General features: G+C 34.2%; 25 protein-coding genes. 11 read left to right on the top strand and 14 right to left on the bottom strand.

Annotated features, from left to right (window positions below; translation table 11 throughout):
• The first annotated feature begins 204 nt into the window (after positions 1–204).
• Entirely contained in the window at positions 205–675 is a 471-nt protein-coding gene (locus tag BFA01S_RS14195; RefSeq protein ID WP_066231771.1) for a YkyB family protein, read from the top strand.
• A gap of 38 nt (positions 676–713) precedes the next feature.
• Here BFA01S_RS14195 and BFA01S_RS14190 read toward each other — a convergent pair whose 3' ends face one another.
• The 3 genes from BFA01S_RS14190 to BFA01S_RS14180 all read right to left on the bottom strand — a co-directional run bounded on the left by BFA01S_RS14190 (position 714) and on the right by BFA01S_RS14180 (position 3,761).
• On the bottom strand, positions 714–1,619 hold the full coding sequence (locus BFA01S_RS14190) for a chemotaxis protein (RefSeq protein ID WP_066231768.1): 906 nt from the start codon (positions 1,617–1,619) through the stop codon (positions 714–716).
• Positions 1,620–1,726: 107 nt separating this feature from the next.
• Positions 1,727–2,377, bottom strand: coding sequence for a glycoside hydrolase domain-containing protein (locus BFA01S_RS14185; RefSeq protein WP_066231774.1), 651 nt, complete (start codon positions 2,375–2,377; stop codon positions 1,727–1,729).
• Positions 2,378–2,441: 64 nt separating this feature from the next.
• Positions 2,442–3,761 (bottom strand): MFS transporter, encoded by a 1,320-nt coding sequence (locus tag BFA01S_RS14180; RefSeq protein ID WP_066231765.1) that lies wholly within the window; start codon positions 3,759–3,761, stop codon positions 2,442–2,444.
• Between the two features lie 199 nt (positions 3,762–3,960).
• Here BFA01S_RS14180 and BFA01S_RS21985 point away from each other — a divergent pair, with 199 nt between their 5' ends.
• Positions 3,961–4,383, top strand: a complete 423-nt coding sequence (locus BFA01S_RS21985) for a transporter (protein ID WP_156483727.1) — start codon at positions 3,961–3,963, stop codon at positions 4,381–4,383.
• Between the two features lie 181 nt (positions 4,384–4,564).
• Here the strand turns inward: BFA01S_RS21985 and BFA01S_RS14170 are convergent, their stop codons facing one another.
• The 4 genes from BFA01S_RS14170 to BFA01S_RS14155 all read right to left on the bottom strand — a co-directional run bounded on the left by BFA01S_RS14170 (position 4,565) and on the right by BFA01S_RS14155 (position 9,484).
• Positions 4,565–4,756, bottom strand: a complete 192-nt coding sequence (locus BFA01S_RS14170; protein WP_066231757.1) for a hypothetical protein — start codon at positions 4,754–4,756, stop codon at positions 4,565–4,567.
• Between the two features lie 138 nt (positions 4,757–4,894).
• The gene (locus tag BFA01S_RS14165) at positions 4,895–6,703 is read right to left on the bottom strand and encodes a PAS domain S-box protein (protein WP_066231755.1); all 1,809 of its coding nucleotides are present in this window, start codon (positions 6,701–6,703) and stop codon (positions 4,895–4,897) included.
• Between the two features lie 382 nt (positions 6,704–7,085).
• Positions 7,086–7,268, bottom strand: coding sequence for a hypothetical protein (locus BFA01S_RS14160; RefSeq protein WP_066231752.1), 183 nt, complete (start codon positions 7,266–7,268; stop codon positions 7,086–7,088).
• An 86-nt stretch (positions 7,269–7,354) separates the two neighbouring features.
• The gene (locus BFA01S_RS14155; protein ID WP_066231750.1) at positions 7,355–9,484 is read right to left on the bottom strand and encodes a peptidoglycan D,D-transpeptidase FtsI family protein; all 2,130 of its coding nucleotides are present in this window, start codon (positions 9,482–9,484) and stop codon (positions 7,355–7,357) included.
• Positions 9,485–9,716: 232 nt separating this feature from the next.
• Here BFA01S_RS14155 and BFA01S_RS14150 point away from each other — a divergent pair, with 232 nt between their 5' ends.
• The 5 genes from BFA01S_RS14150 to BFA01S_RS14130 are packed head-to-tail and all read left to right on the top strand — an operon-like array spanning position 9,717 to position 14,293.
• Positions 9,717–10,271 (top strand): RNA polymerase sigma factor, encoded by a 555-nt coding sequence (locus BFA01S_RS14150; RefSeq protein WP_066231747.1) that lies wholly within the window; start codon positions 9,717–9,719, stop codon positions 10,269–10,271.
• Positions 10,264–11,025 carry a hypothetical protein gene (locus BFA01S_RS14145; RefSeq protein WP_066231744.1) on the top strand — a complete coding sequence of 254 codons (762 nt, stop codon included), beginning with the start codon at positions 10,264–10,266 and terminating at the stop codon, positions 11,023–11,025. The genes BFA01S_RS14150 and BFA01S_RS14145 overlap by 8 nt, the downstream gene beginning before the upstream one ends.
• The gene (locus BFA01S_RS14140) at positions 11,019–11,894 is read left to right on the top strand and encodes an ABC transporter ATP-binding protein (RefSeq protein ID WP_066231742.1); all 876 of its coding nucleotides are present in this window, start codon (positions 11,019–11,021) and stop codon (positions 11,892–11,894) included. The genes BFA01S_RS14145 and BFA01S_RS14140 overlap by 7 nt, the downstream gene beginning before the upstream one ends.
• Positions 11,895–11,899: 5 nt before the next feature.
• Positions 11,900–13,144, top strand: coding sequence for an ABC transporter permease (locus BFA01S_RS14135; protein ID WP_066231739.1), 1,245 nt, complete (start codon positions 11,900–11,902; stop codon positions 13,142–13,144).
• Positions 13,145–13,159: 15 nt separating this feature from the next.
• The gene (locus BFA01S_RS14130) at positions 13,160–14,293 is read left to right on the top strand and encodes a hypothetical protein (RefSeq protein ID WP_066231736.1); all 1,134 of its coding nucleotides are present in this window, start codon (positions 13,160–13,162) and stop codon (positions 14,291–14,293) included.
• Positions 14,294–14,322: 29 nt separating this feature from the next.
• Here the strand turns inward: BFA01S_RS14130 and BFA01S_RS14125 are convergent, their stop codons facing one another.
• Complete coding sequence (locus tag BFA01S_RS14125) at positions 14,323–15,108, bottom strand: SDR family oxidoreductase (RefSeq protein WP_066231732.1); 786 nt, start codon at positions 15,106–15,108, stop codon at positions 14,323–14,325.
• A gap of 85 nt (positions 15,109–15,193) precedes the next feature.
• Here BFA01S_RS14125 and BFA01S_RS14120 point away from each other — a divergent pair, with 85 nt between their 5' ends.
• Complete coding sequence (locus BFA01S_RS14120) at positions 15,194–15,877, top strand: GNAT family N-acetyltransferase (RefSeq protein ID WP_066231729.1); 684 nt, start codon at positions 15,194–15,196, stop codon at positions 15,875–15,877.
• A gap of 54 nt (positions 15,878–15,931) precedes the next feature.
• Here BFA01S_RS14120 and ptsP read toward each other — a convergent pair whose 3' ends face one another.
• The 3 genes from ptsP to ptsG form a co-directional block, all read right to left on the bottom strand.
• Complete coding sequence (ptsP, locus tag BFA01S_RS14115) at positions 15,932–17,650, bottom strand: phosphoenolpyruvate--protein phosphotransferase (RefSeq protein ID WP_156483724.1); 1,719 nt, start codon at positions 17,648–17,650, stop codon at positions 15,932–15,934.
• Positions 17,647–17,913, bottom strand: a complete 267-nt coding sequence (locus BFA01S_RS14110) for a phosphocarrier protein HPr (RefSeq protein WP_066231724.1) — start codon at positions 17,911–17,913, stop codon at positions 17,647–17,649. The genes ptsP and BFA01S_RS14110 overlap by 4 nt, the downstream gene beginning before the upstream one ends.
• A 128-nt stretch (positions 17,914–18,041) precedes the next feature.
• Positions 18,042–20,144 (bottom strand): glucose-specific PTS transporter subunit IIBC, encoded by a 2,103-nt coding sequence (gene ptsG, locus BFA01S_RS14105; RefSeq protein ID WP_066231721.1) that lies wholly within the window; start codon positions 20,142–20,144, stop codon positions 18,042–18,044.
• A gap of 142 nt (positions 20,145–20,286) precedes the next feature.
• Here ptsG and BFA01S_RS14100 point away from each other — a divergent pair, with 142 nt between their 5' ends.
• Together BFA01S_RS14100 and BFA01S_RS14095 are read left to right on the top strand one after the other, a co-directional pair.
• Positions 20,287–20,700, top strand: coding sequence for a hypothetical protein (locus tag BFA01S_RS14100; RefSeq protein WP_066231718.1), 414 nt, complete (start codon positions 20,287–20,289; stop codon positions 20,698–20,700).
• A gap of 271 nt (positions 20,701–20,971) precedes the next feature.
• On the top strand, positions 20,972–21,454 hold the full coding sequence (locus BFA01S_RS14095) for a hypothetical protein (protein WP_066231714.1): 483 nt from the start codon (positions 20,972–20,974) through the stop codon (positions 21,452–21,454).
• An 8-nt stretch (positions 21,455–21,462) separates the two neighbouring features.
• Here the strand turns inward: BFA01S_RS14095 and BFA01S_RS14090 are convergent, their stop codons facing one another.
• The 3 genes from BFA01S_RS14090 to BFA01S_RS14080 form a co-directional block, all read right to left on the bottom strand.
• Positions 21,463–22,203: a thermonuclease family protein gene (locus tag BFA01S_RS14090; RefSeq protein WP_066231713.1), complete on the bottom strand. Its 741-nt coding sequence runs from the start codon at positions 22,201–22,203 to the stop codon at positions 21,463–21,465.
• A gap of 164 nt (positions 22,204–22,367) precedes the next feature.
• Complete coding sequence (locus BFA01S_RS14085; protein ID WP_066231710.1) at positions 22,368–23,744, bottom strand: GDSL-type esterase/lipase family protein; 1,377 nt, start codon at positions 23,742–23,744, stop codon at positions 22,368–22,370.
• Positions 23,745–23,866: 122 nt separating this feature from the next.
• Entirely contained in the window at positions 23,867–25,036 is a 1,170-nt protein-coding gene (locus BFA01S_RS14080; RefSeq protein WP_156483713.1) for an ABC transporter permease, read from the bottom strand.
• Between the two features lie 324 nt (positions 25,037–25,360).
• Between BFA01S_RS14080 and BFA01S_RS14075 the strand changes: the two genes are divergently transcribed.
• Positions 25,361–25,555 carry a hypothetical protein gene (locus BFA01S_RS14075; protein WP_066231705.1) on the top strand — a complete coding sequence of 65 codons (195 nt, stop codon included), beginning with the start codon at positions 25,361–25,363 and terminating at the stop codon, positions 25,553–25,555.
• Positions 25,556–25,668: the final 113 nt, after the last annotated feature.

The following is a 25,668-nucleotide window of genomic DNA, read 5'->3' as shown; positions in this document are numbered from 1 at the left end:
AGGATGTCCTAAAAGGGTTGCTTTTTACCCTTTTAGGACATCCTCTTTATTTTTTATAAACATTTAAAATACTTAACCGATATGTATAATAAAGGACCTTTCTAAGAGGCATATTTGAAAAATTAGTTGCATTTTATAAACTGGAAAGTATAATCTATATACAGATATGGTAAAATGTAATAAGTAAAGAAAAGGAGAGTCATAATGGACGATCAAAATTGCTCCCACCAGTTAAAGCCTACTACAAAAAACCTCGCTCGTGCGATTTTTATTGTCAATCGCCATGCAAAAACCGCACCAAATCCAAAGTTCCTGTATCATTTAAAAAAGAAAGCACTTTTGAAGTTAATTAATGAAGGCAAAGCAAAAAAAGAAGGACTTCATTTTTCTAAAAATCCAAAATATAGCAAGCAGCAATCCGATGTTCTCATTTCTGCTGGAGAGTATTATTTTCATATCCCTCCCGCAAAAGATGATTTTGAACAGCTCCCGCATCTCGGTTCTCTCAGTCAGGATTATCGTAATCCTCGAACACATATGTCACTGTCAGTTGCGAAAAAACTGCTGCAATCTTATACAGGAATAACAGATGAAACGGAAGTTAAAAAAGGACAACCAAGGGCTCGTACATATGAGAAGCCAGTATTTAAAAAACTTGGTGAAAGCTATCGCTAAAAAAAGCTATCGTTGATTTAAACCAACGATAGCTTTTTTTATAAAATATACTTATCAATTAATTTAACAAGCTCACTTATTTCCGGTTTACTTACCTGTGCTGTTGCTCCTACTTTCATTCCTTTATGACGAAGGTCATCTGTAATGAGAGAAGAGAAAATAATAACCGGCAGTTTATTCAAATTGGCATCTTCTTTAATTCTCTTCGTTAAATGATGTCCATCCATTTGCGGCATTTCAACATCTGTGATGACGATTTGAACTTCATCTTCTATCTTCTTTCCTGCCTGAATAAGGGACTCTAAATAGATTAATGCATCTTGTCCATTTTCAAAAAACTCAACATTAAAAAAGCCAGCTTCTTCAAGCGTATCATTTAACAGTTTTCGTAATAGTGGAGAATCTTCTGCACAAACGAGTTTCTTCCCAGATCGTTCCCGTTTCCCTAATTTTTTTACTTGGTCAACATTAATGCCTGAACCCGGATTAATATCAACCACAATTTTCTCAAAATCAAGTAAAAGTACCATTTCACCGTGCAATTTAATAACACCAGTAATCTGGCTTTCAAAACCTTGATACATGCCAGATGGTTTTTCAATTTCATTCCAGGAAATACGATAAATTTGTGTAACAGAATGGACATGGAACACGACTTTTGTTTGGTTAAATTCTGTAATAATAAATTTATCCGCTGTTTTATCTGTACTTTCTGGCAGTCCAAGCACTGTTGCCACACTCACAACGGGCAGTATTTCTCCACGTATTTCGATAATTCCTTCTACATTATGATGGGAATGAGGAATTTTTGTAACAGGTACTGGCTGAATAATTTCCTTTACTTTAATGACGTTAATACCGAACTTATTTCCTCCAACAGCAAATTCAACAATTTCAAGCTCGTTCGTTCCGCTTTCAAGTAAAATACCCTTTTGTTGTTCCATCTCTCTTTCTTCCTTTCTACTCGAAGATTAATCTACTTCTTATATCGGCTTCCATATATTAAATGTTAAAGCATAGAAAAATAAAAAGCTCGGGAATTCCAAGCTTTTTAATATAAATATGCTAATAATCTTTCATCAGCCAAATTTGTATCAATTGGACATTTTACTGCGTCACGACCATATTGCCAGATCCATACATTTCCTTTACATTTTGGCATGTCTGGATTAAATCGAGGTGCTTTCCGTTCAGAAGTTACCCCTGGTTCCGGTTGTGTACTCCATAAAATTGATTGTAAAGCTACTTCATTATTTTGCTTCACTGCCTCACAATATGCAGCTGCAAACTGCCCTTCTATCGGATCATGATAAAGGCCGGGACGATACCCTGTAGGAAGAATCGTTTCTACCCAAGCCTTAATCCAATTAGCGTCCACGTTAAAAATTTTACCAATATTAGCGAATAAGACAATATTTGGGGGAATATTGAGCCTACGGGCATGAAAGACCGCATTTCTCGCAGCTATTCTCCCTTCATCATAACCAACAGCCTCGCTTATTACATTGTATATAGGTAATACTTTCATTCCTTTACTATGAATATAATTTATTTCAAATTTCGATAAACCGCTGGAAGCATTCGGTCTTTCTGTTAAATATCTACCCCAAAACTTCGGCAATCCGAAGTTGTTTTTTACACATTCATATAGATCGCGATTGACGGTATTTGTTGAATCAACTCCCCATACTTTACGTGCCACAACACCCACAACCTTTCCTACTGTTGTCTAACTTATATATATGAAAGAATAGGTTGTCTCAATCTCAAACTTCACTCGTTTTCACCTTTTGATGAACAATTAAACCTATTAAAACGAGAATCATTAATGAGCCAAGCGCAAATCTACTTGCTAAGTTTCCATATTCAGCAAGAACAAGTGTGATCGTTCCATAAATAAATGGCCCAATAATCGACGATATCTTTCCAGAAAAAGCGAATAATCCAAAAAACTGCCCTCGCTTATGTTCAGGAGTAAGCTCTACGATTAATGTTCTTGACGTTACCCATACTGCGCCTAAAGCCACTCCGAATAAGCTTCCCGCAAACCAGAACATTGCTTCATTGATTGCAAATGTCGCAATAGCTAATGCAAAAAGAAGTAAAAAACCTACAACTTCAACTGCCTTTTTCGCACCGAGTGCCTTTGTCACATAACCGAATATGAATGAACCGATAATTGCAGTAACTGTTGAGACTAAATATAAAATAATAAATTGTCCCGATGTGAATCCAACAATTGCTTTCGCATAAATAGCCATCATTGCTATTGTAGTTGCAAGAGCATCATTAATAAAAAAGTAAACAATTAGAAATAAAAAAGTTGAACGGTATGCCTTCATTTCTTTAAATGTAGCAATTATTTCTTTATATCCACTAAAAAATGACTTCTTCTCCTCTTGTCCGGTAGGCTTTTCTTTTATTAGAAAAAATAATGGCAATGAAAATAATAAATAAAGAATTGCAGTCGGAATAAATGCTTCATGGAAACCATCATTGCCAACGTAAAGATAGACAGTGAGTCCAACTACTGTACCAACATAGCCAACAGCTACTCCGAATCCAGAAATTAATGGAATCTCCTTCTTCGTCCCTAAATCAGAAATCATTGCATCATAAAAAACTAAACTAGAATTATAAAAAAACTTAGCAATTACATAAAAGAGCACAACGAGAAAAAGAGTAATGGGCAAGCCATTTACTGTCTGTTCTAAGCCTGCAACCGAAAAAACCCCCATTAAAACCGTACATAAAACAGCAATTAATGTCAGTGGTATAATATATTTCTTTTTCTTACCCGTCCGATCAATCAAAACACCGAATAATGGTGTAAATATAACTAAAAACAAGCTGGAAAGAGCATTCGCATACGAAATAAATGTGCTGGCGATTTGATTCAATCTTTCACTTCCTCCTATTACCTCTTGTAAATAAAAAGGAAAGAAGATCGTTATAATGTTTGAAGAAAAAATTGTATTTGCAAAGTCATAAAGTGCCCAAGATAAAATAGGTAATGAAAAATAAAGATACAGCGCTTTTCTTTGCTCTGTTTTATGAGCTGGTGGATCATTTCCCAGCTGTGCCATTTTAATCACCTCAATATTTTATTCGCTTCTCTATTATTACTTTTCCATCTTCAATCTCCTTTCCCCTCCATCTTTACTCAATTTTTACATAGAGAAAAGAATCTTAATAATTATGTATATTCACCTAGTACGTAATATCTGCATATTGTATAGATGAATGAATCAATATTTTTACTTATTTTGGAGAGGAGCTTCACCCATGTATTCATATGATCGTCAAATGCCTGGATTTCCGAGCTTTGGAGGACAAAGTCAATTCCCTGGATCTGGTCAAATGCAGCCGCCTTTCGGACCACCGCCTTTCGAAGGACCACAAGGTGGATTTGGCCAAGGAGGTATACCACAGGGAGGATTTGGTCAAGGAGGACCTCCACAAGGACCTCCACCAAGTACGATTCCTCCCGAAACACAGGTTAGTGCTTTCGCTGTTGACCCGGGAGGAATTAGAAGATGTTTATACCGCTTTACTTTTATCCGCTTAAATAATGGCAGAGGATTTTGGTTTTATCCAACATTTGTTGGCAGAACATCTGTTGCAGGTTACCGCTGGCGTCCAAGACAATTCCGATGGGACTATTTTGGCATTGACTTAAATCGAATTCGTTCCTTTAGTTGCAGCTGACACATCATGCTGACTCCGTTAAAACGAAAAAAGCCGAACCATTCATAATAAATGGATTCGGCTTTTCTATTTATTTCATTTTTTCCAAATTTAATGTTTAAAAATTAGTAATAACTCCGATATAAATAATAAGAAGAATTAACCCGTTTTATGTCGAATTCAAAGGAATTTCTATACTTTCTTAAAAAGCAATGCTTTTCTTAATACATTTATCGATAAATTGCTGCCTTCTTTTAGCTTGGCTAACAATTTGTTCAATTTCTTTTTTATAAAATCTTATATGATCAACTGTTAATGCAGAATACATTTCATTTTTTAACTTTTGAACGATAAGCTTTTCCTCATCCGTTAAATAAGTTTCATCAATTTTCATTTTCCACCTCGTAATTATCGTCTTATTTATACTATATAGTACGAATGACACCATAGTTTTATGGGTGGTATATCATAATTTAAGAAGAAAAAATTCTCATTCCCAGTTAAAAATCAAAATGGTTAATTTTTATTTCATTTATTCAACTGGCAGGCTAACGATAAATTTCGTACCCTTACCAACTTCACTTTCAATTTTCACGCTGCCTCTATGGTTATCAATGATTTTATACGTAATCATTAGACCTAGACCAGTACCCTTTTCTTTTGTTGTTAAGAAAGGTTCACCAATCCGGTTTAATACTTCCGCTTCCATTCCTTCCCCTTCATCTTGTACAGTAATTTCTATCATTTGCTGTACCACTCTAGCAGAAAGTGTCACTGTACCACCTTTAGGCATTGCATCAATAGCATTTTTCAATAAATTAATAAACACTTGTTTTAATTGATTTTCATCACAATTAACTAAAAGAGCTGATTCTTCATAGTTTTGTTCAATCATGACATTGCTTAAATTTGCTTCTGTTTCAATTAATGTCGCAACATCTTTCACAAGTGCCACTATATTTGATGTTCTATAGCTGATTTCCTGCGGCTTTGCAAGCATTAGTAACTCACTTAAAATAAGTTCAATTCGATTTAATTCGGAAAAAATAATATTAAAATATTGATCAACATTCATTTTTTCCGGCTGCATTAGCTGTAAAAATCCTTTAATTGCTGTTAATGGATTACGAATTTCATGGGCAATTCCAGCTGCAAGCTGTCCAGCAACAGATAGTTTTTCCGAGCGGATTAATAACTGTTCCGCATGTTTACGATCGGATAAATCTCTCAGAATCACTTGCACCGCCTGTTCACCAAAATATGTCGTAGGAATGCAGACCATTTCAGTATATACTGTGTTCTTCTTAGCTGTTATCCATGACTGCTTCGTTACCTCTACTTCAGATGTCCCGTCTAAGATTCGTTTTAATGTCTCTGTTGTATGCTCATGATCACATTCATGCAGATATTCATAAATCGATTTACCTAACATATTTGGGTAATCATCTGCCGCAAACAATTTCACACCAGATTCATTCATAAATACCCAATTGCCCTGATGAATAACGGCAATCGTATCAATTGAATTTTGAATAAGGAGCTGATAGCGTTCACGACTCTTTTGCAAAATCTGTTGAAAACGTTTACGTGAAGAAATATCTAATAATATTGCTATGGACGCTTTTTCTCCATCGTACGTAATTGGTGCTTCCTTAATCTCAACATCAATTGGGCTTCCATCCATTCTTTTCCACGATTGTTCGATTAAACCGACTTGTAATCCTGCCTTCAGCCTGACAATTCTATTTTTCACAATACTATGATAATCTTTGTCTATGTATGTAAGTATATCGCTATCAATTAATTGTTCTTTATTATTAGCACCTAATAGCTTTTGAAAAGACTTATTGGCACTGCGGATTTTCCCGTCTGCCATAATAAATGTTGGGCATGGTAAACTCTCGATAAAATGATCTATCGCTAAATCCCATTGATCTTCCTGCGGAATAGTTTCAGAGTGTTGGTTATACTCTTCTATTATTTCATTATTGTTTTGACAAAGCTTCATATTAAGAATAACTTCATAATCTTTTGTATTTGACAGTTTACTCTTTATAAAATCAACTGTTGTTTCAAACCATATATAATCACCAGACTTACTAATAAAACGGAAAGAACATGGATATAAATGATGTGCATTAAAGAAGAAGCTCTCAAGTAAGAAATTATCTTCTTTATGTACATATTCTTTCAACGGCTTACCAACCAACTCGTCATTTGTATAACCAATATAGTCAATTGCACTTGATGAAATATATTGAAATCTGCCATTTGAACTTAATACTGCATACATATCTATATCTTCTTTAATATTATTTTCATTCATTATTTTCTGCACCATAGCTTTCCCCCTTTATTTAATCAGCATGAAGGAAAATATAATCTCTTTGTAAGAAGAGTTAGCAACTAAGTCAGTTAGCTTTAAACCTACATAATCCTTTTTATCTATTATAACAGATTTTTTCAAAAGAATATCCCCTTCCTAAAGGAACATAATCTCGAAAACTATCTTTATCATAGACCGATTATACGAGAAGATTCAACTATTAATATTCAAAAAATTTCAATATATGTTAAAAACAAAAAGAAAGAGCTACACCAAAATTAGTATATCTTCCCTAAAAAAACCAATATATAGAATAAAGTAATCTATCTTGAATCTATATATTGATAAAATAGGGATGATTATTTCTTTTGAAAATAGCTCTTTTTATTTTTTAGTTTTATAGTCCACCCTCGTATTTCCCATCATTTTTCGGTGCCTTTTCCTTCTTTGCTTTCTCTTTCTTTGCACGGTTTGCATCAGCACTTCCAAATTCTTTTCCAAATTCTGTGTCTACTGCACTTGAGTCAAAGCCTTTTTTATTTTTTTGCTCTGGATCATTTTTCTTCGTACGCTTTGCCATACCTTCACTCCCTTTTCATTAGATTCTTTCTTATAATGTCAAGTTTCAGAGTGAATTATACAGGTATAGAAAACAGCAGAATTTGATTATTCTGCTGTTTCTTCTGTCTGTTCTTTTTCTTCTTTATCATTGCTGTCTGTTTGACCTGATTCTCTTTGTTTTTTAAGATCGAAATAAGCTTTTAAAATATCTTGTCCGATATATTTATTTACTGGATCAGTATCACTGCTTAAATATGGCACAACAATTGCATACGCAACTTCAGGTTTATCATATGGGGCATATCCAACAAGCGTTAAATTATATGTTCTAGCCGAGCTGCTCATAGTTTCATTTTTATAAAATGATTGAGCTGTTCCCGTTTTCCCAGCTGCCTGATAACCACGATATCTACTGTCTCCTCCAAAATATTTAAAAGCTGTACCGCCAGCTACTTGATAAACATATCTAAATCCTTCTTGTACGGCCTTTATATCTGCCTTATCCATAGAAACTTTATTTAACACTTCTGGCTTAAACGGCTTCAATACAATACCAGTTTCTTCATCATTTGAAGGATCATGAATTTCTTTTACTAATTGCGGTTTCATTCTATAACCGCCATTTGCAACTGTTGATGTATACTGTGCTAATTGCATCGGTGTATAACTGTCATACTGGCCGATTGCAAGATCCAGGAATAATCCGGCTTTATCATAATTCCCCTGTTGTCCTTTCGTTTCATTCGGAAGATCAATACCAGTTTCTACACCTAAACCTAATTCACTAAATGAATTTCTAAACTCCTGCATAACTTCAGGTTTCCTTGGCAGTGACATTCCTGAATAATACTCACGACCGAGCATACGAATAACTGTTTTAAACATATATATATTCGATGATTTTTGTAAAGCTGTTTGAATGCTTACATTTCCTAATGCTTTATACGATCCTTTTGGTTTTGTTCCGCTTAATTTTAAAGGACTGTCATAAAATACTGTACCTCTGGAAATAGCCCCAGCTTTTAATCCTGCTAAAATAGTTGCCCCTTTTACAGTTGAGCCCATCTCATACTGAGTATTAATATTTCCTAGAGCAAAATCCCTAAACACCAATTTTCCATCTTCACGAACGAGCTGTTTTCCTGCCATTGAAAGAACTTCACCGGTACTAGGTTCCATCATTACGACAAAAGCACGGTCTAAATAGCGATTTCCTCCTTTTGCCCGGCGAAGCTGTTCCTCAAGGGTCTTTTCCACTTGTGCCTGTAAGTCAAGATCAATCGATAAAACTAAATCTTTTCCTCTTTCTCCTTCAGAAATAACTTCTGTTGATAAAAGGGCTCCGCCTTTATCTGTTTTATTTTTGATTTTTGCCTTCTGTCCATGTAATACATCTTCATAATAAAACTCCAGCTGACTTTTTCCGACACGATCATTCCTCTGGTAGCCTCGTGATAGAAAATGATCTAAATTTTCATGTGGCAATCCCTCGTCTGATTTTGTTACATTTCCAAGCACCGATCGGAAAATACCTTCATGAGGATACGCACGGTCCCATTCTGTCGTAATATCTACATTCGGTAAAACAGCCAGATGCTCACTTACCCTCGAATACTCATCCTGTGTCGCATTTTTCTTTACAACTTGTGGTGTAAGTGCATACCCGCTGTTCATATTTCTAAAAATAGCCGCTACTTTCATTTCTTCATCTGTAATTTCTTTTAGATCTTTTTCTGTAATTCGATCAATTTGAAGTTTATAGCGGTCTTTATCTTCTAACTTCTTATCAGCTAATTCTTCTTTCTTAATTTTCTTGGCAGCTTTTTCTGTTCTTGTTGCAATCCAATAATCTTTTAAATCACGATCTTTCACTACTGCTTCTTTTTCATCAAGTTCAATCATCCCTGCAAGCAGTTTTGCTGTGGCAATCATTTCCTTTGGAGATGTTTTTTGGAATCTCGTATATGTGATCGCATTCATCGCTACATTATCGACGATTACTTGTCCATTTCGGTCATATATTTTCCCTCTCGGCACAGGAGTGCTAACAATGACATCCTCTGTCTTCTCCACTTCCCTTTTATAATCCTGACCATATACAATCTGAACGACCCCAAGTCTTAAAACGAGAGCTACAAAAAAGACGAACACAATAAAAAAGAACACATTAATCCGAAGATGACGTGCTTTTTTCAGCTTCCTTTGTTCTGAAGTACTTGCACCTTGTTCTGTCAAAATTCAATCTCCTTTCCCATTTATCTCTATCTAAGTATGAATTTTTTTTCTTATACAGTTAGTATACTTTAAAAGCGAGAAAAACACTCCATATTATCTGACGAAAAAAGCAGAAATCTGTTACAGAAATTATTTAATTTGTAAAATCTTTAAAAAAAGAAAACTATTTATCTTCTAATTCCGAATATATGACTAGAATGGATTTATTAGCTAAGAAGAAATGAGTGTTTATATGGCAACAGAATTAAAATTGATTAAACAAATACAGCGGAAAGCGAATCAATCGGCAGCAAATAGTCTCATCTCTAAATATTATCATGAAATATATGCTTATATGTATAAACAAACGATGAATAAAGAGCTGGCATTAGATTTAACACAGGATATTTTCATTCATGTTCTTCAAGCAATTCAGTCCTTTGATGAGAGAAAAGCGTCATTTAGAACATGGCTTTACAAGCTTGCAACGAATAAAATCGTCGATTATTTTCGTTCCAGACATTATAAAGTGAACCATTTCCTTACTCCAATTGAAGAAGGTGATGTTATTCTGGCAGATGATTTTACAATTCAGCTGGAGTACAAGGAAGATGTAGCGAAAATCACTGCAATTGTCAATCACCTGGAAGTTCATACACAGCAAATTTTCAGGTTAAAATTTTTCGCTGAATACACATTTTCGGAAATCTCTGCCGTATTAGGAATACCAGAATCGACTGTAAAAACAAAGTATTATTCCATGATTAGAAAAATAAAAAAGCAATTCGAGGAGATAAGCGATGAATAAAGAAAAATTTCAAATAAGCTATCCTGATGAAAAAATAATAAAAGAACAGATCCATTCTATCATTTCAGCTGGACTGCCGGTACAGCATTCTTTTTATTCTCATTTGAAAACAATGCACAAGAACATTGGTTTTAAATATATATTTTATGATTTCACAGAAATTATCTACATCTTATTCTCAGCTGTTTTCATCTTTTTATTTACAGCTTTAAACATAAAAGAGCTGTTAAATAACGAAACTGGGAGTGTATATACATTGATTTTTATTAGTTCACCACTATTGTTTTTAATCATTAATTTCCTTTCTTTTATAAAGAGCAAACAAAACAATATGCTGGATATTGAGATGACTTGTAAATATACTTTCCATCAGCTCGCGGCTTTTAAAATGCTCATTTTCAGCATTATTTGTTTAGCAGTAAATACGCTGTTTCTTTCTGTGATCACTGCTGTCTATACACAAATTCATTTTCTCTTAGCATTTGCTATCTCATCTTCATCCCTATTTTTATTTTCAGCATTATTTTTATATTTCATGATGGGAATCCAATCAAAACTGTTTCATTATTTATTTTCTATTTTGTGGGTTGCCGGTAATTTGATTTTATTCATTTACAGCAATGAATTTTATCAATCTTTTCTTAGTAATATACCGATCTATGTATATATTATAGTCATTTTTACAAGCATCGGATTTTATCTGAAAAACATTAAAAAATTAATGACATCTAAAAGGAGTCGTTTACTATGTTAATCGTACAAAATGTCAGTAAAAATTTCGGCAAATTTGAAGCATTAAGAAATATTAATCTTGAATTCACCAATGGTGTATATGGGCTGTTAGCTCCGAATGGAGCAGGAAAAACGACATTGATTAAAATGCTCACAACACTCCTTTTTCCTACCAATGGAGAAATCCTTTATAACGGAAATGAAATTACTTCTTTAAATGAAAAATACCGCGATTTATTAGGCTATCTGCCCCAGCAATTCGGCTATTACAAAAATTACAGTCCTCAAAAATATTTAACTTATATTGCTGCATTAAAAGGGATGGATAAGAAAATTACAAAGGAAAGAATAAAGAAGCTTTTAACACTTGTGGCACTTGATGATGTCTCAACAAAAAAGATGAAGAAATTTTCTGGTGGGATGCTCCAGCGTGTCGGTATTGCCCAGGCAATGTTAAATGATCCAAAAATTCTTATATTAGATGAGCCGACAGCGGGCTTGGACCCGAAAGAAAGAGTTCGATTTAGAAATCTATTAACAGAACTTGCAAGGAACAGAATCGTCATCCTTTCTACCCATATCGTCTCAGATGTGGAATCAATCGCCAATGAAATCATTATGATTAAAGATAAAGAAGTTCTTTACAAAGACAATATTGAAAATATTTGCAACGTTATTTCCGGGCTCGTCTATGAAACAGAAATCAATTATGAATATGCAGAGGAATTTAGAAAAAAATATTTTTCTCTATCGGAAAAACAGGAGGATGGAAAATTAAAAATTAGATTTATAAGTGAAAATAGTCCCACTCTTTCCTGGCAAGCTGTAAAACCAAATTTAGAAGATGTTTTTCTCTATATTTACAAAGATGAAACGTCAGAACAGGTGTAAGGCAAATGATTATATTGCATGAACTAAAAAAAGCACTCATATCTCCAGTCATTCTTTCCTTAATCGGAATATTTATTGCCTTTAATTTATTCATCATTTACAGCTATAGCTATGTAAAAGAAGAACTAGGCATACTGACAGAAAGCGTTGATCAATTTGGTTATGAATTAAACGAAGCAACGATGAGTGAATTTAAACTATTTTACGATGACCAATTAAAAAAATTAAATAAAATAACAGCAGGAACGTATGAAAGTGCTGCCGAGTTTTTTAACAAGAACAAGATGATAGATAAAGAGCATTATTCAAAAGAAGAGCTTACATTTTTTCATGATGTTCTTATAATTGAAAATTACTACTTTGTCAGCCATGATATTGACAGGATTTACAAAAGTTTGAATTTAATGGATGAAGCAGAAGGTCAAATTAACAAGTTTCAACTTTCTGGAGCAGCTGCCAGCACTGTAAAAAAAGAATTCACTAAACTTAGTGACAGATTAGAACAGATAATTAAAAATGGAGAGCATAAAACATTGTTCTTTTACGGAAAAGCATATAAAATGCATTCTTTCTTATTCAAAAATATCTTTCTCCTTATTATTTTTGAAATATTAATTTTAGTCGTTTTAATGACTGGCTTTATCCAGACATATGAATTTGAAAATAAAACATACGAACATATCTATTCTACGAAAAGAGGAAGAAAGTTTGCCTTCGATAAATTGATTGCTTCGTTAATTGCCAGTTTCACCATAACAACAGTCATCATTGGGGTAACATTAATAAGTTATTTTTCTTTCTATAATTATTCAGGATTATGGAATGTTCCAATAAGCAGTTATTTCAATTCTGAAAAACCAATCCCCTATATTTCCTGGTGGGGAATGTCTTTTACGGAATATTTACTTTTTTTGATCGCTCTTGTTTATATATGCCAGTTATTCTTTTCAGCGATTACATTTATAATTGCTACTTTAATTAGAAATAGCTATTTCACCTTTCTCATTTTTGGAATCATTTTCGGATGTGGATTATTATTGCCTTCTATTGCTTCACTGGATAGTAATCTTATTTTTATAAGTATGTTGACTCCGTTTAGCCTTATTATGAATCCAAACATTTGGTTTATTGGCGGGAATCCCTTCTATGGACAATATTATGAAATTAATATAGTTGTCATTTGGACAGTTCTTTTATTTATTCTTTGTATTCTTAATATAAAAATATTCCGAAAACAAAATATTTATTAAGGGAGAACATTAAGAATGTTATTTTTAGAGTTAAGAAAAATATTAAATATAAAGTTATTGCTTTTACTTTTCATTTTCAATTATATTTTCTACTTTTTATTTATAGAATTTAATTTTGAATATTTCCCTAATGGAAGACCGGCAAATGATGCGTATAGAATCCTCAATGAAATGAAACATTCTTTTGGAAAGACAATGGATGAGAGTGAGTATGAAGCATTCAAAAAGTCTTATGATGAAAGAATCCTTGAAGCAAATAAATACCTTCAATCGAAGGAGGAAGCTGTTAATTTAGGAATCACAACTTATTCTGAGCTCGTTCAAGGAGATGATGAAAATGAAAAATTGAACAATCTGCGGTATAAAATCTTCCATAAAGAAGGTGTGAATGTTTTTTGGGAAATACAAGCTCAAAATAATATGTTAGAGTCTTATAATTATAAAGATGATCAAAATTATGGCAGCGAGGATTTTTTTATTACAAAAGATACGAAAGATAGACTTAAAGAAATTGCTAACAATGGTAGTTATTTTTCTTCGTTAATTTTTGATAATTATAATGAGCTTATAAAATATACAGTTTTTTTAATTATCCTTAGTATTGCTATTATGACCTCTCCCCTTTTCATAAAGGACAGGCAGAATAAATTAGTTTATTTACAATACAGTTCAAAAATAGGAAGAAATCTATTTAAAAAGAAACTAGCAGCAGCTTTAATTACATCATTTTTATTAGTAACTGTACAACTTACCGTCTTTTTCACCTTATATTCAACAAATGATACAAATATATTTTTCGATATGAATGTGAGCTCCTTTTATAACGGATTCACTTCATGGTTTGATCTTACTTTCGGCGAATATATCATTTTAACTGTCGCGGCTGCTTATTTATTAGGACTTATTTTTACAGTCATTACAGCCTTTCTCTCAAGTATTGTTCCTAATTATTTAACGATTATAGGAATACAAGTGCCAATTATGTTTGTAACATTTACTTATGTATTAAAATACTTCATCGAGCGACTGACAGAGATTACGCTTCCGTCTTATTTTCTGCACATTTCATACACTATATTAGTCTTTGTAATAATAAGTATGATCGTCATAAGATGGCAAAAAGAAAAAAGAATCGATATTTTATATTAAAAAAAGCGGTCTCCTCTTGACCGCTTTTTTTAGATTGATTTTACAAGTCCACCGTCAACTAATAATGTTTGTCCTGTTACATAACTGTTTGCACCAGAGAGCAGGAACACAACATAATTTGCGAATTCTTCCGGCTCCCCGTATCTGCCGAGAGGGATAATTTTTTGGAATTTTTTCTCTACTGCTGCTTTTGTAATCCCTTGCTTTTTAGCATTTTGTTCATCTAAATAAGCAACCCTGTCTGTCGCAATCCTGCCGGGAGCAACAGTGTTTACTAAAATGCCGTAATCGGCGAATTCAGCTGCCAGTGTTTTCGTTAAACCTGTAATACCCGTTCTAAATGTGTTAGATAAAATAAGTCCGGGGATCGGCTCTTTCACCGATGATGAGGCGATATTAACAATTTTCCCGCCGTTCTTTTTTAAATATGGCAATACTTCGCGTGTAACTCTTATATAGCTTAGAAGGCTTACTTCAAAAGCTTCCTGCCACTCTTCATCTGTCGTTTCTTCAAAGCTTCCGGGTGCGGGACCTCCCGTATTGTTCACGAGGAGATCAATTGTCCCGAACTTTTCAACTGTTTCATTAACAAGGTCGGCAATTTGCTCTTTATTCGCTACATCACAAGTTTTATAAGCAATAAAACCTCCGTTTAATTCCGATAATTCCTGTTGTACAGTGCGGAGTTTTTCCTCATTTCGGCTTGTAATCATAACATTTGCACCTTCAATGATGAGTTTTTCAGCAATTGCCTTTCCAAGACCTTGGCTTGAAGCAATGACAAGAGCTGTTTTTCCCTTTAATTGTAGATCCATTTTATCACTCCTTTTCTTTATTTTAGCATGTCTTCATTGTAAAGACCTGTTTCACATCCTATTATTAAGTAAAGGAGGAATGACGATGTTACATAAACAGTTTTATGTTTTTGATGAGGACATACCTGCTAAAATAGTAATTAGGAATTATGGCAAAGATGATATTGGCCAGCTTATTGCTATTCAAAAGGAGAGCTTTCCACCTCCATTTCCATCTGAACTGTGGTGGAACGAGACCCAGCTAGAAAACCATATTTCTTTTTTTCAGGAAGGTGCATTATGTGCAGAACTCGGTGGAAAAATCATCGGCTCTATGACGAGCTTAATCGTCGATTTCACTGAAGAGAAGCCTGAACATACATGGGAATCAATAACAGATAATGGTTATATTCACAACCATAAAAAAGATGGGAATACATTATATGTTGTTGATATATGCGTATCGCCTGCATACAGGAAACTCGGTATCGGTAAATGGCTTATGCAATCAATGTACGAAACAGTCGTTCATTTAAATTTAGACCGTTTACTCGGCGGCGGAAGAATCCCAGGATTCCATAAGCAGCCTGAACATATGTCTGTGGAAGAATATATAGAAGCTGTGCTAAGTGGAGAACTGAGGGACCCTGTGATGACATTTTTGCTCAGATGCGGACGGACCCCTCTTACAGCTGTAGAAAATTATTTAGATGACGAAGAATCAAGGCATTACGGCGTTCTAATGGAATGGCGGAATCCGTTTAAACATAGCACAAGCGGTAATTCTTGATTTCACTCATATATTTCCGACCCAGTAAAATAGACTAGCCGGTGCTAGTCTATTTTACGTTGTATGAAAATTTCCTTTTACAAACTGCACAACTTCCTCTGTCGTACTCATAGATAAAATTTTCTCTTTATACTGTGCTGCCTGCGCCTTTGATAATTGCTTCATCTGTGAACGGGCCCTCAATACAGACGTAGCACTCATAGAAAATTCATCGAGGCCAAGACCAAGTAAGATTGGGATCGCTGTTTCATCTCCTGCCATTTCTCCACACATTCCGGCCCATTTCCCTTCTTTATGTGCCGCTTCAATGACAAGCGAAACGAGGCGGAGGATAGCTGGATTATACGGCTGATATAAATAAGAAACACGTTCATTCATTCTATCTGCTGCCATCGTATACTGGATGAGATCGTTGGTACCGATACTGAAAAAATCCACTTCTTTAGCGAATTGATCCGCAAGTACAGCTGTCGCTGGAATTTCGACCATAATCCCAATTTCAATGTTGTCTGATACATTTACATCTGCTGAGATAAGGGTTTCTTTTTCCTCCAAAAGAATCGCTTTTGCTTCTTTAAATTCATTTAATGTTGCAATCATTGGAAACATAATTTTCAAATTTCCGTAAGTACTCGCTCTTAATAATGCACGAAGCTGTGTACGGAAAATAGATTGTTCTTCTAAACATAAACGTATGGCACGAAAACCAAGGAACGGGTTCATTTCCTCAGGTAAATTTAAGTATGGAAGCTTTTTATCACCACCGATATCAAGTGTACGGATGACGACAGGCTTTCCTTCCATTTTTTCTAATACTGTTTTATAAGCAGTGAATTGTTCTTCCTCTGTCGGCAAACTGTCTCTTCCCATATACAAAAACTCTGTCCTGTATAAACCAACACCTTCAGCACCGTTTTTCAAAACAGATTCGATATCTTCCGGTGTACCAATATTTGCGGCAAGTTCCACGTGTTTACCGTCACTCGTTACTGTCGGTTCAGCAATAAGTTTTGCCCACTCTGCTTTTTGTTTTTCATAGTTTCTCTTTTTCTCTTCATAATCAGCAATGACATTAGCTGAAGGATTAATAATGACTTCTCCATCAAGTCCATCAATGATAACAATAACATCATTTTCTATTTTTTCTGTCGCCTGTTTTGTACCGACGACAGCTGGAATTTCAAGCGAGCGAGCCATAATAGCCGAATGGGATGTTCGTCCGCCTATATTTGTCGTAAATCCTTTTACATATTGGCGGTTTAACTGTGCTGTATCCGATGGTGTTAAGTCTTCAGCAATAATAATGACTTCCTCAGATATTAAGCTTGGGTTTGGTAAACTTATACCGAGTAAATGTGCAAGTACACGTTTTGTCACATCACGAATATCTGCAGCGCGTTCCTTCATATACTCATTATCCATTGATTCAAACATCGTAACGAACATTTCCGATGTTTCTTTCATTGCTGCTTCAGCATTAATACCTTCATTTTCTATTTTATTTTTTACATTATCTAATAGTTCAGGATCACTTAAAACGAGAATGTGAGCAGAAAAGATTGCCGCTTTATCGGCTCCAAGCGCAGTATGTGCATGTTCTTTTATTTTTTCTAATTCAGCTTTTGCTTTGGCAATAGCTGCTTTAAACCGCTCTATCTCCGTCTTTTTGTCTGAAACTTCTTTTTTCTCTATATTTAATGGTGGTTCTTGCAGGCGGTATGCTTTAGCAATCGCAATTCCCGCTGAAGCTGCAATTCCTTTTAGGCTCATTATTCTCCTAACCCTTCACTTTTAATTGTTTCTGCCAGTGCCTGGACAGCTTCCTCTTCGCCAGACCCTGATGCGCTTATTTTTATTTCGGCCCCTTTTCCAATCCCTAAAGACATAACACCCATAATCGATTTTAAATTGACTGTTTTTCCATTATACTCAAGGTTTATATCTGCATCGAATTTACTTGCCGTTTGTACTAAAACAGTTGCTGGACGTGCATGTATACCTGATTCTGCTGTTATTGTAAATGTTTTTTCTGCCATAATTAATCATGCTCCTTTAAAATACTGTTTTATCCCGTAAGACTCTCTCTTTAAGGCGATGAAAAGTAAGGAGTCCCATAAGCGGGTGCTCAAACTGCCCATAAAAGTCCACCGATTGAAGATTTACTTTATGAATCAAGTGAAATAATATCGCTTTCTTTGGCTGTTACATGACCTTGTTTTTTAATATGGACAGCTTGCCCTTCTTTTAAGTTTGTAAAAACGATTGGTGTTATAATAGAAGGTACATGCTCTTTTACATAATCGATATCAACTTCAAGTAATTTTTGTCCCTGTTCTACAATATCATCGTTTGTAACGAAAGCTTTAAATCCTTCCCCTTTTAAATTAACAGTATCAATTCCAAAGTGGATTAATATTTCTACTCCATTATCTGATTCAATTCCAATCGCATGTTTTGTCGGAAATATATTTATTATTTTCCCGTTCACCGGTGAAACGACTATTCCGTCTGTTGGTAAAATGGCAAAACCGTCACCCATCATTTTTCCTGAAAATACTTGATCAGGCACTTCTGAAATTGGTTTTAATTCACCTGTAAGCGGTGCAATAAATGTTTCAGTGACTACTTCATTTTGTAGTCCGTCTGCTACCACTTCTTCTACCTGTTCACTTACTTCCACTTCTTGTGATTGTGCTTTTGTTACTTTCGGCTCCCTTCCTGCCATTACATCTTGAATTTGTGTTTTTAAATTATCAGATTTCGGTCCGAAAATCGCTTGAATATTATTTCCTACTTCCAGTACTCCAGAAGCACCAAGCTGTTTTAACCGATCCTTGTTCACAGCTTTACTATCATTTACTGTTACACGTAAACGGGTAATACATGCATCAAGATGCTTTATATTTTCCTCTCCTCCAAGTGATTCTAATACTTGATAAGGGAGTCCGCCCGCTTCCTCTAGTTTTGCATTATCCTCTGTTTTAACAGCAATATCCTCACGGCCAGGTGTTTTCAAATTAAATTTCCTGATCGCAAATCGGAAGCCAAAATAATAAATAACTGCAAAGACTAATCCAACTGGGATAACAAGCCACCAATTTGTTTGTTTATTTAATACTCCAAAAAGGAGAAAATCGATCAAACCGCCAGAGAATGTCATCCCTATTTTAACATCTAGTAAATGCATCGTCATAAATGAGAGTCCGGCGAAAATAGCATGAATACCGAATAGTACTGGTGCAACGAATAAGAAAGAGAACTCAAGCGGCTCTGTAATACCAGTCAGAAATGATGTCAATGCAGCTGAACCCATTAAACCAGCAACGACTTTTTTATTTTCCGGCCTTGCCTCATGGTAAATCGCAAGTGCTGCTGCTGGCAGACCGAACATCATAAATGGAAATTTCCCAGTCATAAATGTTCCAGCCGTTAAATTTTGTACATTATCTTTAATTTGTTCAAAAAATATTGCCTGATCACCACGCACCAGTTTTCCCGATTCATTTACATAACTTCCAAACTCAAACCAGAATGGTGAATAAAAAATATGATGCAGTCCAAATGGAATTAAAGAGCGTTCAATAACCCCAAATATAAATGCGGCAAGTGTACGATTTGCATCAAGTAAATTCGTTGAAAACGCATTCAATCCTGTTTGAATTGGGGGCCACACAAAATACATAATGATCCCGAGCAGTAAAGCAGATGCTGCAGTAGCAATTGGAACAAATCTTTTACCAGCAAAGAAACCTAGATATTGCGGCAATTCAATTTTGTAAAATTTATTATACATCCACGCTGCTAGTATACCGACTATAATTCCACCGAAAACCCCTGTCTGCAAAGTCGGGATTCCAAGCACATTTCCATATGCAGCGCTATTTTCTTTTAAAAAATCTGCCAGCGCAATAGCATCTCCGGGAAGAATTCCGACTCCCCTTAAAATCCCGCTCATCGTCACGTTCATAATAAGATAACCAATCAGAGCAGCAATACCGGCAACTCCATCACCATTTGCTAAACCAATGGCAACTCCCACTGCAAATAAAACAGCTAAGTTGGAGAAAACAATAGATCCTGCCTGTTCCATTACACTTGCAATTAATGTAATCCATTCATTTGTTAGAAATGGAGCAATGTTTATCAATGTTTCATTTTGAAGGGCATTTCCAATTGCTAAAAGTAATCCTGCTGCAGGCAATAGTGCAACTGGAAGCATTAGCGCACGTCCTACTTTTTGCAGAACCCCAAAAGCCTCTTTAAACATGATGACAACCTCCATATCAGTCCTATTTTGCGATGAACTAGCTAAAGAACAGTTGTATATAGATAGTATGTGTTAAACATAGATATATTTATGAAAGTTTTTTTCATGAAAGTTGGGTAATTTATAATAGAGGTGTTGTGAAATGAAAAGAAAAACAATTCTTTTATTCCTTGTTCTAGTTCTTTCTTTACCCATTAGTGTTTCTTCTGAAACATCTGTTATCAAAATAATGGATATTGAAACAAATCAAATAATCGCTGAAAAGAAAAGTTCGCCCAAAATTGAGGAAAAAGTAAAAGATACAATTGCTTCTATCAAAAATATTGCTGTTGAAGTGAATCCCATACCTGACAAAGGATATTTAATCCGTATACCACTTATGAAACCATTAAAAATAAAAAATAAATGGTATGATGACATAACAAATGAAGTCATTATCGTTTATAGTAAAGAAGAAAATTTCCCCCATAAAATCATTCTCTTTACTGATGATAATAAGCCAATATTTTTTGATGTTAATACCGATTTAACGCCTTTAATTAACATATTATTGTAGTTATAATACTCCCTCCTTTATATTAAAGGCAGTAAAAATTTTATAAAAAGCGAAGTATGTTTTCAACATTTTTCACTAAAGATAGGATTATCAATAATTGATTTCTTGAATTTCAAGCTTTATCGGAAGCCTAAGCTCCTGCTTAGACTTCCTTCCTTACCGCCCGTTATTTACGGTAAGAAAGCAAAATATATTTCATATTTGTAAATTACTATCAAAAAACGGAAAGCTTTCTTGAATAGTTATTAGGAACCGTAGAAAGAGGATAAAATTGAAAACAACGAAATTAGAAGCTTTATTCTGGAGTATCGCTTTTCCTGGTTTCGGTCAATTATTAAACGGCCATATTATTAAAGGGATTACTTTCATTATTCTGGAACTCTTAATTAATGTTTATAGTAATTTTAATACCGCTATTATGTTAAGTTTTAACGGCGATATTAGCGGGGCAATTAATACATTGAACTTTCAATGGATCATGTTTTATCCTTGTATTTATATGTTTGCAATGTATGATGCCTATAAATTCGGAAGTGGAAAATATAGCGAACTTTCTTTTTTACCATTCGTATTCGCTGCATACTTTGTAACGGTCGGGGTAATGTTCTCTACAACTGTGAAAATTTCCAAAATATTTCCTGGACCTATTTTCTTACCAATGATTGCACTTATTCCCGGAATTTCAATCGGTTTTTTAGTTCGTGCAATTATTCTTTCCTTCCGTACAAAATATAAAAAAAACACCCAATCTTGAGTGTTTTTTCATCTTTTCGCTGAACGATAACCAGCAGCTACCGCTTCTTTCTCTGTACAGAACATTTCTTCTGGTTTCGTCTTTTCATACCAAGGAGATGAGTCTGTGTGATATATTTTTTCACCTGTTGAGCTAATATTTCCTTTAATTGTACAACTCTGTTTTTCATGTTCGGATGAAGCTTTTTCAGAAATTTGCTCATTATAACCCTTATCCTCTGTTACATAGTTTTCGATGCTCCAAATTCCTTCTTCTTTTCGTTGTGCCTTCTTTTGAATTTCATAAAATCGATCAACATACTTCGTATTTGGAGCATAAATATAAGCTACTCTTGCCAATCCTTTTTCAAGAAGAAGTTCATTGAACATTTTTCCATCAATATATAAATAAGCGAGCAATCTTCCATATTTATCACGCTCACTTACATCAAGCTCAATCTGTACTTTTTTACCGTTCAGCATACCTTTTGCAAACTTGCTTGCCTCAGGTCCAAATGGCTGAACCTCTTTATTTGGATGGACTGTTTCAGGTGTATCAACGAGTAAAAGACGAATTGTTTCTTCTTTTCCATCGACTAAAATTTTCATCGTGTCACCATCGACAACTCTCGTTACCTCAGCATCAATAAAATTACTTTCACTTACAGCATTTTCATTCGTTACATCTTTATTAGCCGTTTCTTCACTTAATGCACAGCCTGTCAATAATGAAAAAAGTACAACGGGCAGAAGCATCCATTTTACTTTCATTTTATATCACCTTCCGTTTATTTTCCTTTCCTATCATAACATTCCTTTCATCATAAAAGGGAAAGAAACAGAAAGAGGGTCAATCATAATTTGATCAACCCTCGTTTTCTACTTATATTTATTTCTATTAGACAAAATACTGCAGATGCTCATTGAAGGAGGAGTTAATTTTTAATAAATGATAGTTTTGATTTATCATCTTTAACTGTATAACCGCCACCCAGATCAATGTTCTCTCCATCAATATGTTTCACAAAGTATAGATTGCCTTTTTTCAATACAGAATGCTTTTGTCCATTCGCATTATAAAGTACAGCATCTTCTTTAAGCTTCACATAACCAGTAAAATATGTGACCTTACTATTATTTTTCACATAATAGCCGCCGCCTACTTCATATTTTTCATTATCATATGAATATACTTTAATTGCTTCTCCCTTTTTTAATGTACGGGAAACATGACCATTTTTATCATAAAGCGGGGTATTTTCTTTCACTAAAACTTTGCCGATATAAATACTCAAAAGTTTTTCATCATGTTTAACATAGTAAGAACCGCCTACGTTATAATACATTCCTTCTGTACCATATACGTGATAAGATCCGCCTTTTTCCAAGCTTTTATAGAAAGTGAATTGTCCATCACTATCTTTTTTCAATAATTCCAGCTCTTGACGGGCATACAGACGGGCAATCGGATTATTATGATTCGCCGGTAATTCAATATTCGGGATTTTAATTGAATCTGATTCGAATTTCGGTAAGTTCATCACTTTCCAAAATTCCTTACCAACTGCTTGATAGCCGTCTACGCTTAAATGAATATCTGCCGGATTAGGCACAAAGCTAAAAGGATTAGCATTAATTACATCAGAAGTTGGAACGAATGTTACATTTTGTCCCGCTCCAGCATGTAAAGCGACAGAACCTTGTATACTTTGATTTAAATTTTGCAGTAATGAAAGAAGCATTTGCTGCTTATCTGTCGGCAGTTGAGATATAGCCTGTGCAAATGGATTGTAATAACCCATAACATATACTTTTACATCACTATTCTCTTTTTTAATTTCATCAAGGATAGTATTTAAGTTCGTATGTAAATTACCTAAAATAATTGTAGGATTTGCACCTTCTTTTAATTGAAAAGTACTAATATCAAGTGCTCTAAGAATATCATTTGCACCGATTGTAATTGTAATAATATCCGCATCTTTAATAACTGTTTCTTGGAAATTAGGATCAATAACCATCGCCTTTAATTCATCTGATACTAATCCTGATTTTCCCTTCTTAGTAATTGTTACTTCATAATTGTGACTCGTCATAAGTCCAGCTATCGTATCGACATAGCCCTGATCATATTGCGGCATACCGTTTGGATCTTTATACGGTGTTTGACCTGCTGCCAATGAGTCTCCAAGCGAAACATATTGAATAACATTTTGCTTGCTCGTCCCGTTTGCCAGGGCAGTCACTGGAACTAATAGCATCATTACGATTAACATCGTCAATACCGTGAGTAATTTCCTATTTTTATTCATTTTTCCCTCTCCATTCTCTTTATGAACCATACTATCTTACCAAATTTCTTTTCGACACGGTACTTTTTTCTCTCTTAATTTTCTGTCTTTTTAGTCGTTTATTCATTATAATTTCTACTAACTTATTGAACCTTCTTTGCCAAAAAGAAATGAAACAATACATAAATAAATATAATTTCCAGGACAATAAACAAACTCGCCTCGATAAAATCTGTCTGAATAAAATTAACTAAGTTTAGTAGAAAAAGCTGTACAAATAAAAGAAATTTTACTATTTTCAAAAAAGACTTTTTTCTCTCTTCAAAAGAAACTGGATATAGCTGAATAATATCATTGATACACAGTTGTAAAGGTAATAGCTGATATCCGGTTATAAATAAAGTAAACAAAATGACAGCCCAGCTGTGTAAAGGGGAAAAATAAATAATCGTACAGCCTATTAACGTCAATCTTATATATAGATAGTAGAACTCATTATACCTAGTGAATAAATGAAGAAATAAATAATTAAAAGTAGAAGACTGCCTGTGCTTTATTACTCTCTTTATTATCCAAGAAAGAACTGTTCTCCGTTTAAATGAGCGCTTTAAATGAGGAACATCTATATAAAGCTGAATAAATTTATATATAGCCGCTAACGCTTTTTCTTCTTCCTCAATTAAATAACTCCAATTTATTCCTCTTTGTCTTTTTCCAAATATAAAAGGAAATAGGAGAAACTGAATGAATAGTATAAGAAAAGAAAAGAAATAACAGTCCATTAAAAATAGAAAAAGAATGACACTAAATGAGAGAATTCTAATAAGCTGATGCAGTAATTTCTCATATGTACCGTGCAGCCATTGCATTACCCATGTTAAACGAATATTTAATACAATCAGACATAAAAATAGAAAAAGAAATGGGATATAAAAGGAGATTTTCAAAAGCGGGTTAATAATGATAATAACAATGCCCCACTTCACTGCGTCTAACAACCCGCTGTATACCATGGATTTCTTAAAATAAGACTCTAGTTTTCCCTCCATTGGACGCAGAAAAACAAGATCCGCCTTTTTTGCAAATGTTCGTACTCTCGTCTGTAAAAAAAGTAATGACATAAAAAAAGATAAAAATATATCCATATAAAATGAAGAAGGAATTATTGGAAGCAGCTTTAAATACCAGTAAATAAAAACAGCACCGACAAGCAGGATAGAATAGAAAACACTCATTCCTATAACAGAAAAATACCTCACCATTTTCAAATAAAACTGCTGAAATCTATTATTCCAAATAGAATCTATATTCATCCGGCCACCCTCACTTTCTTGGTTGTTTCTTAAAAGAATAATCACTGTCCAACTTTCTTAAATTGTACTTTATTCCATATAATCCAAAAAGATATTTCTCATATTGATTAATTAAATAAAATTCCTGTTCTCATTCCTGCTTATCCTATAAAATTATACACTGTACTAAATTTTTCAAGTATTACATGTTAGAATTTCAAGTTATATGTCTATATCATAAATATACATTATTTTTACACTGCCTTCATATCACATTTACACTTTCTCAAGTATAATAGAAATTATACATATATTTGTGTTCGCTTCTTAAGGAGTTGTTGTTCTTTGTTAAATTGGATTAGCCGCCAAATTGTAGCGATTTTATGTATCGTTGCTTTTTTATCGCCTTTAATTGCGATGTCATTAATTGAATTCTATTATTATAGTACATTGATCGGCTGGATCGTCGGCTTTATTTGTATTGTAATTGCATATATAATCGTTCACATACGTCCTGATGAAGAGGAACTGGCTTCATAACGTGAAACTCTATCAGTGAGGGTTTTCCTCATCCCCACTGATAGTTAGTTGAACCAATCAGGCCTTTACGGGCAGTTGGATGTTCCACTTCACTTCCTCGAATTGCTAGAACT

Source organism: Metabacillus fastidiosus NBRC 101226 (assembly GCF_001591625.1).
In the GTDB taxonomy this organism is placed as follows: Bacteria; Bacillota; Bacilli; order Bacillales; family Bacillaceae; genus Metabacillus; species Metabacillus fastidiosus.
This window is presented reverse-complemented; position numbering and strand designations above follow the sequence as displayed.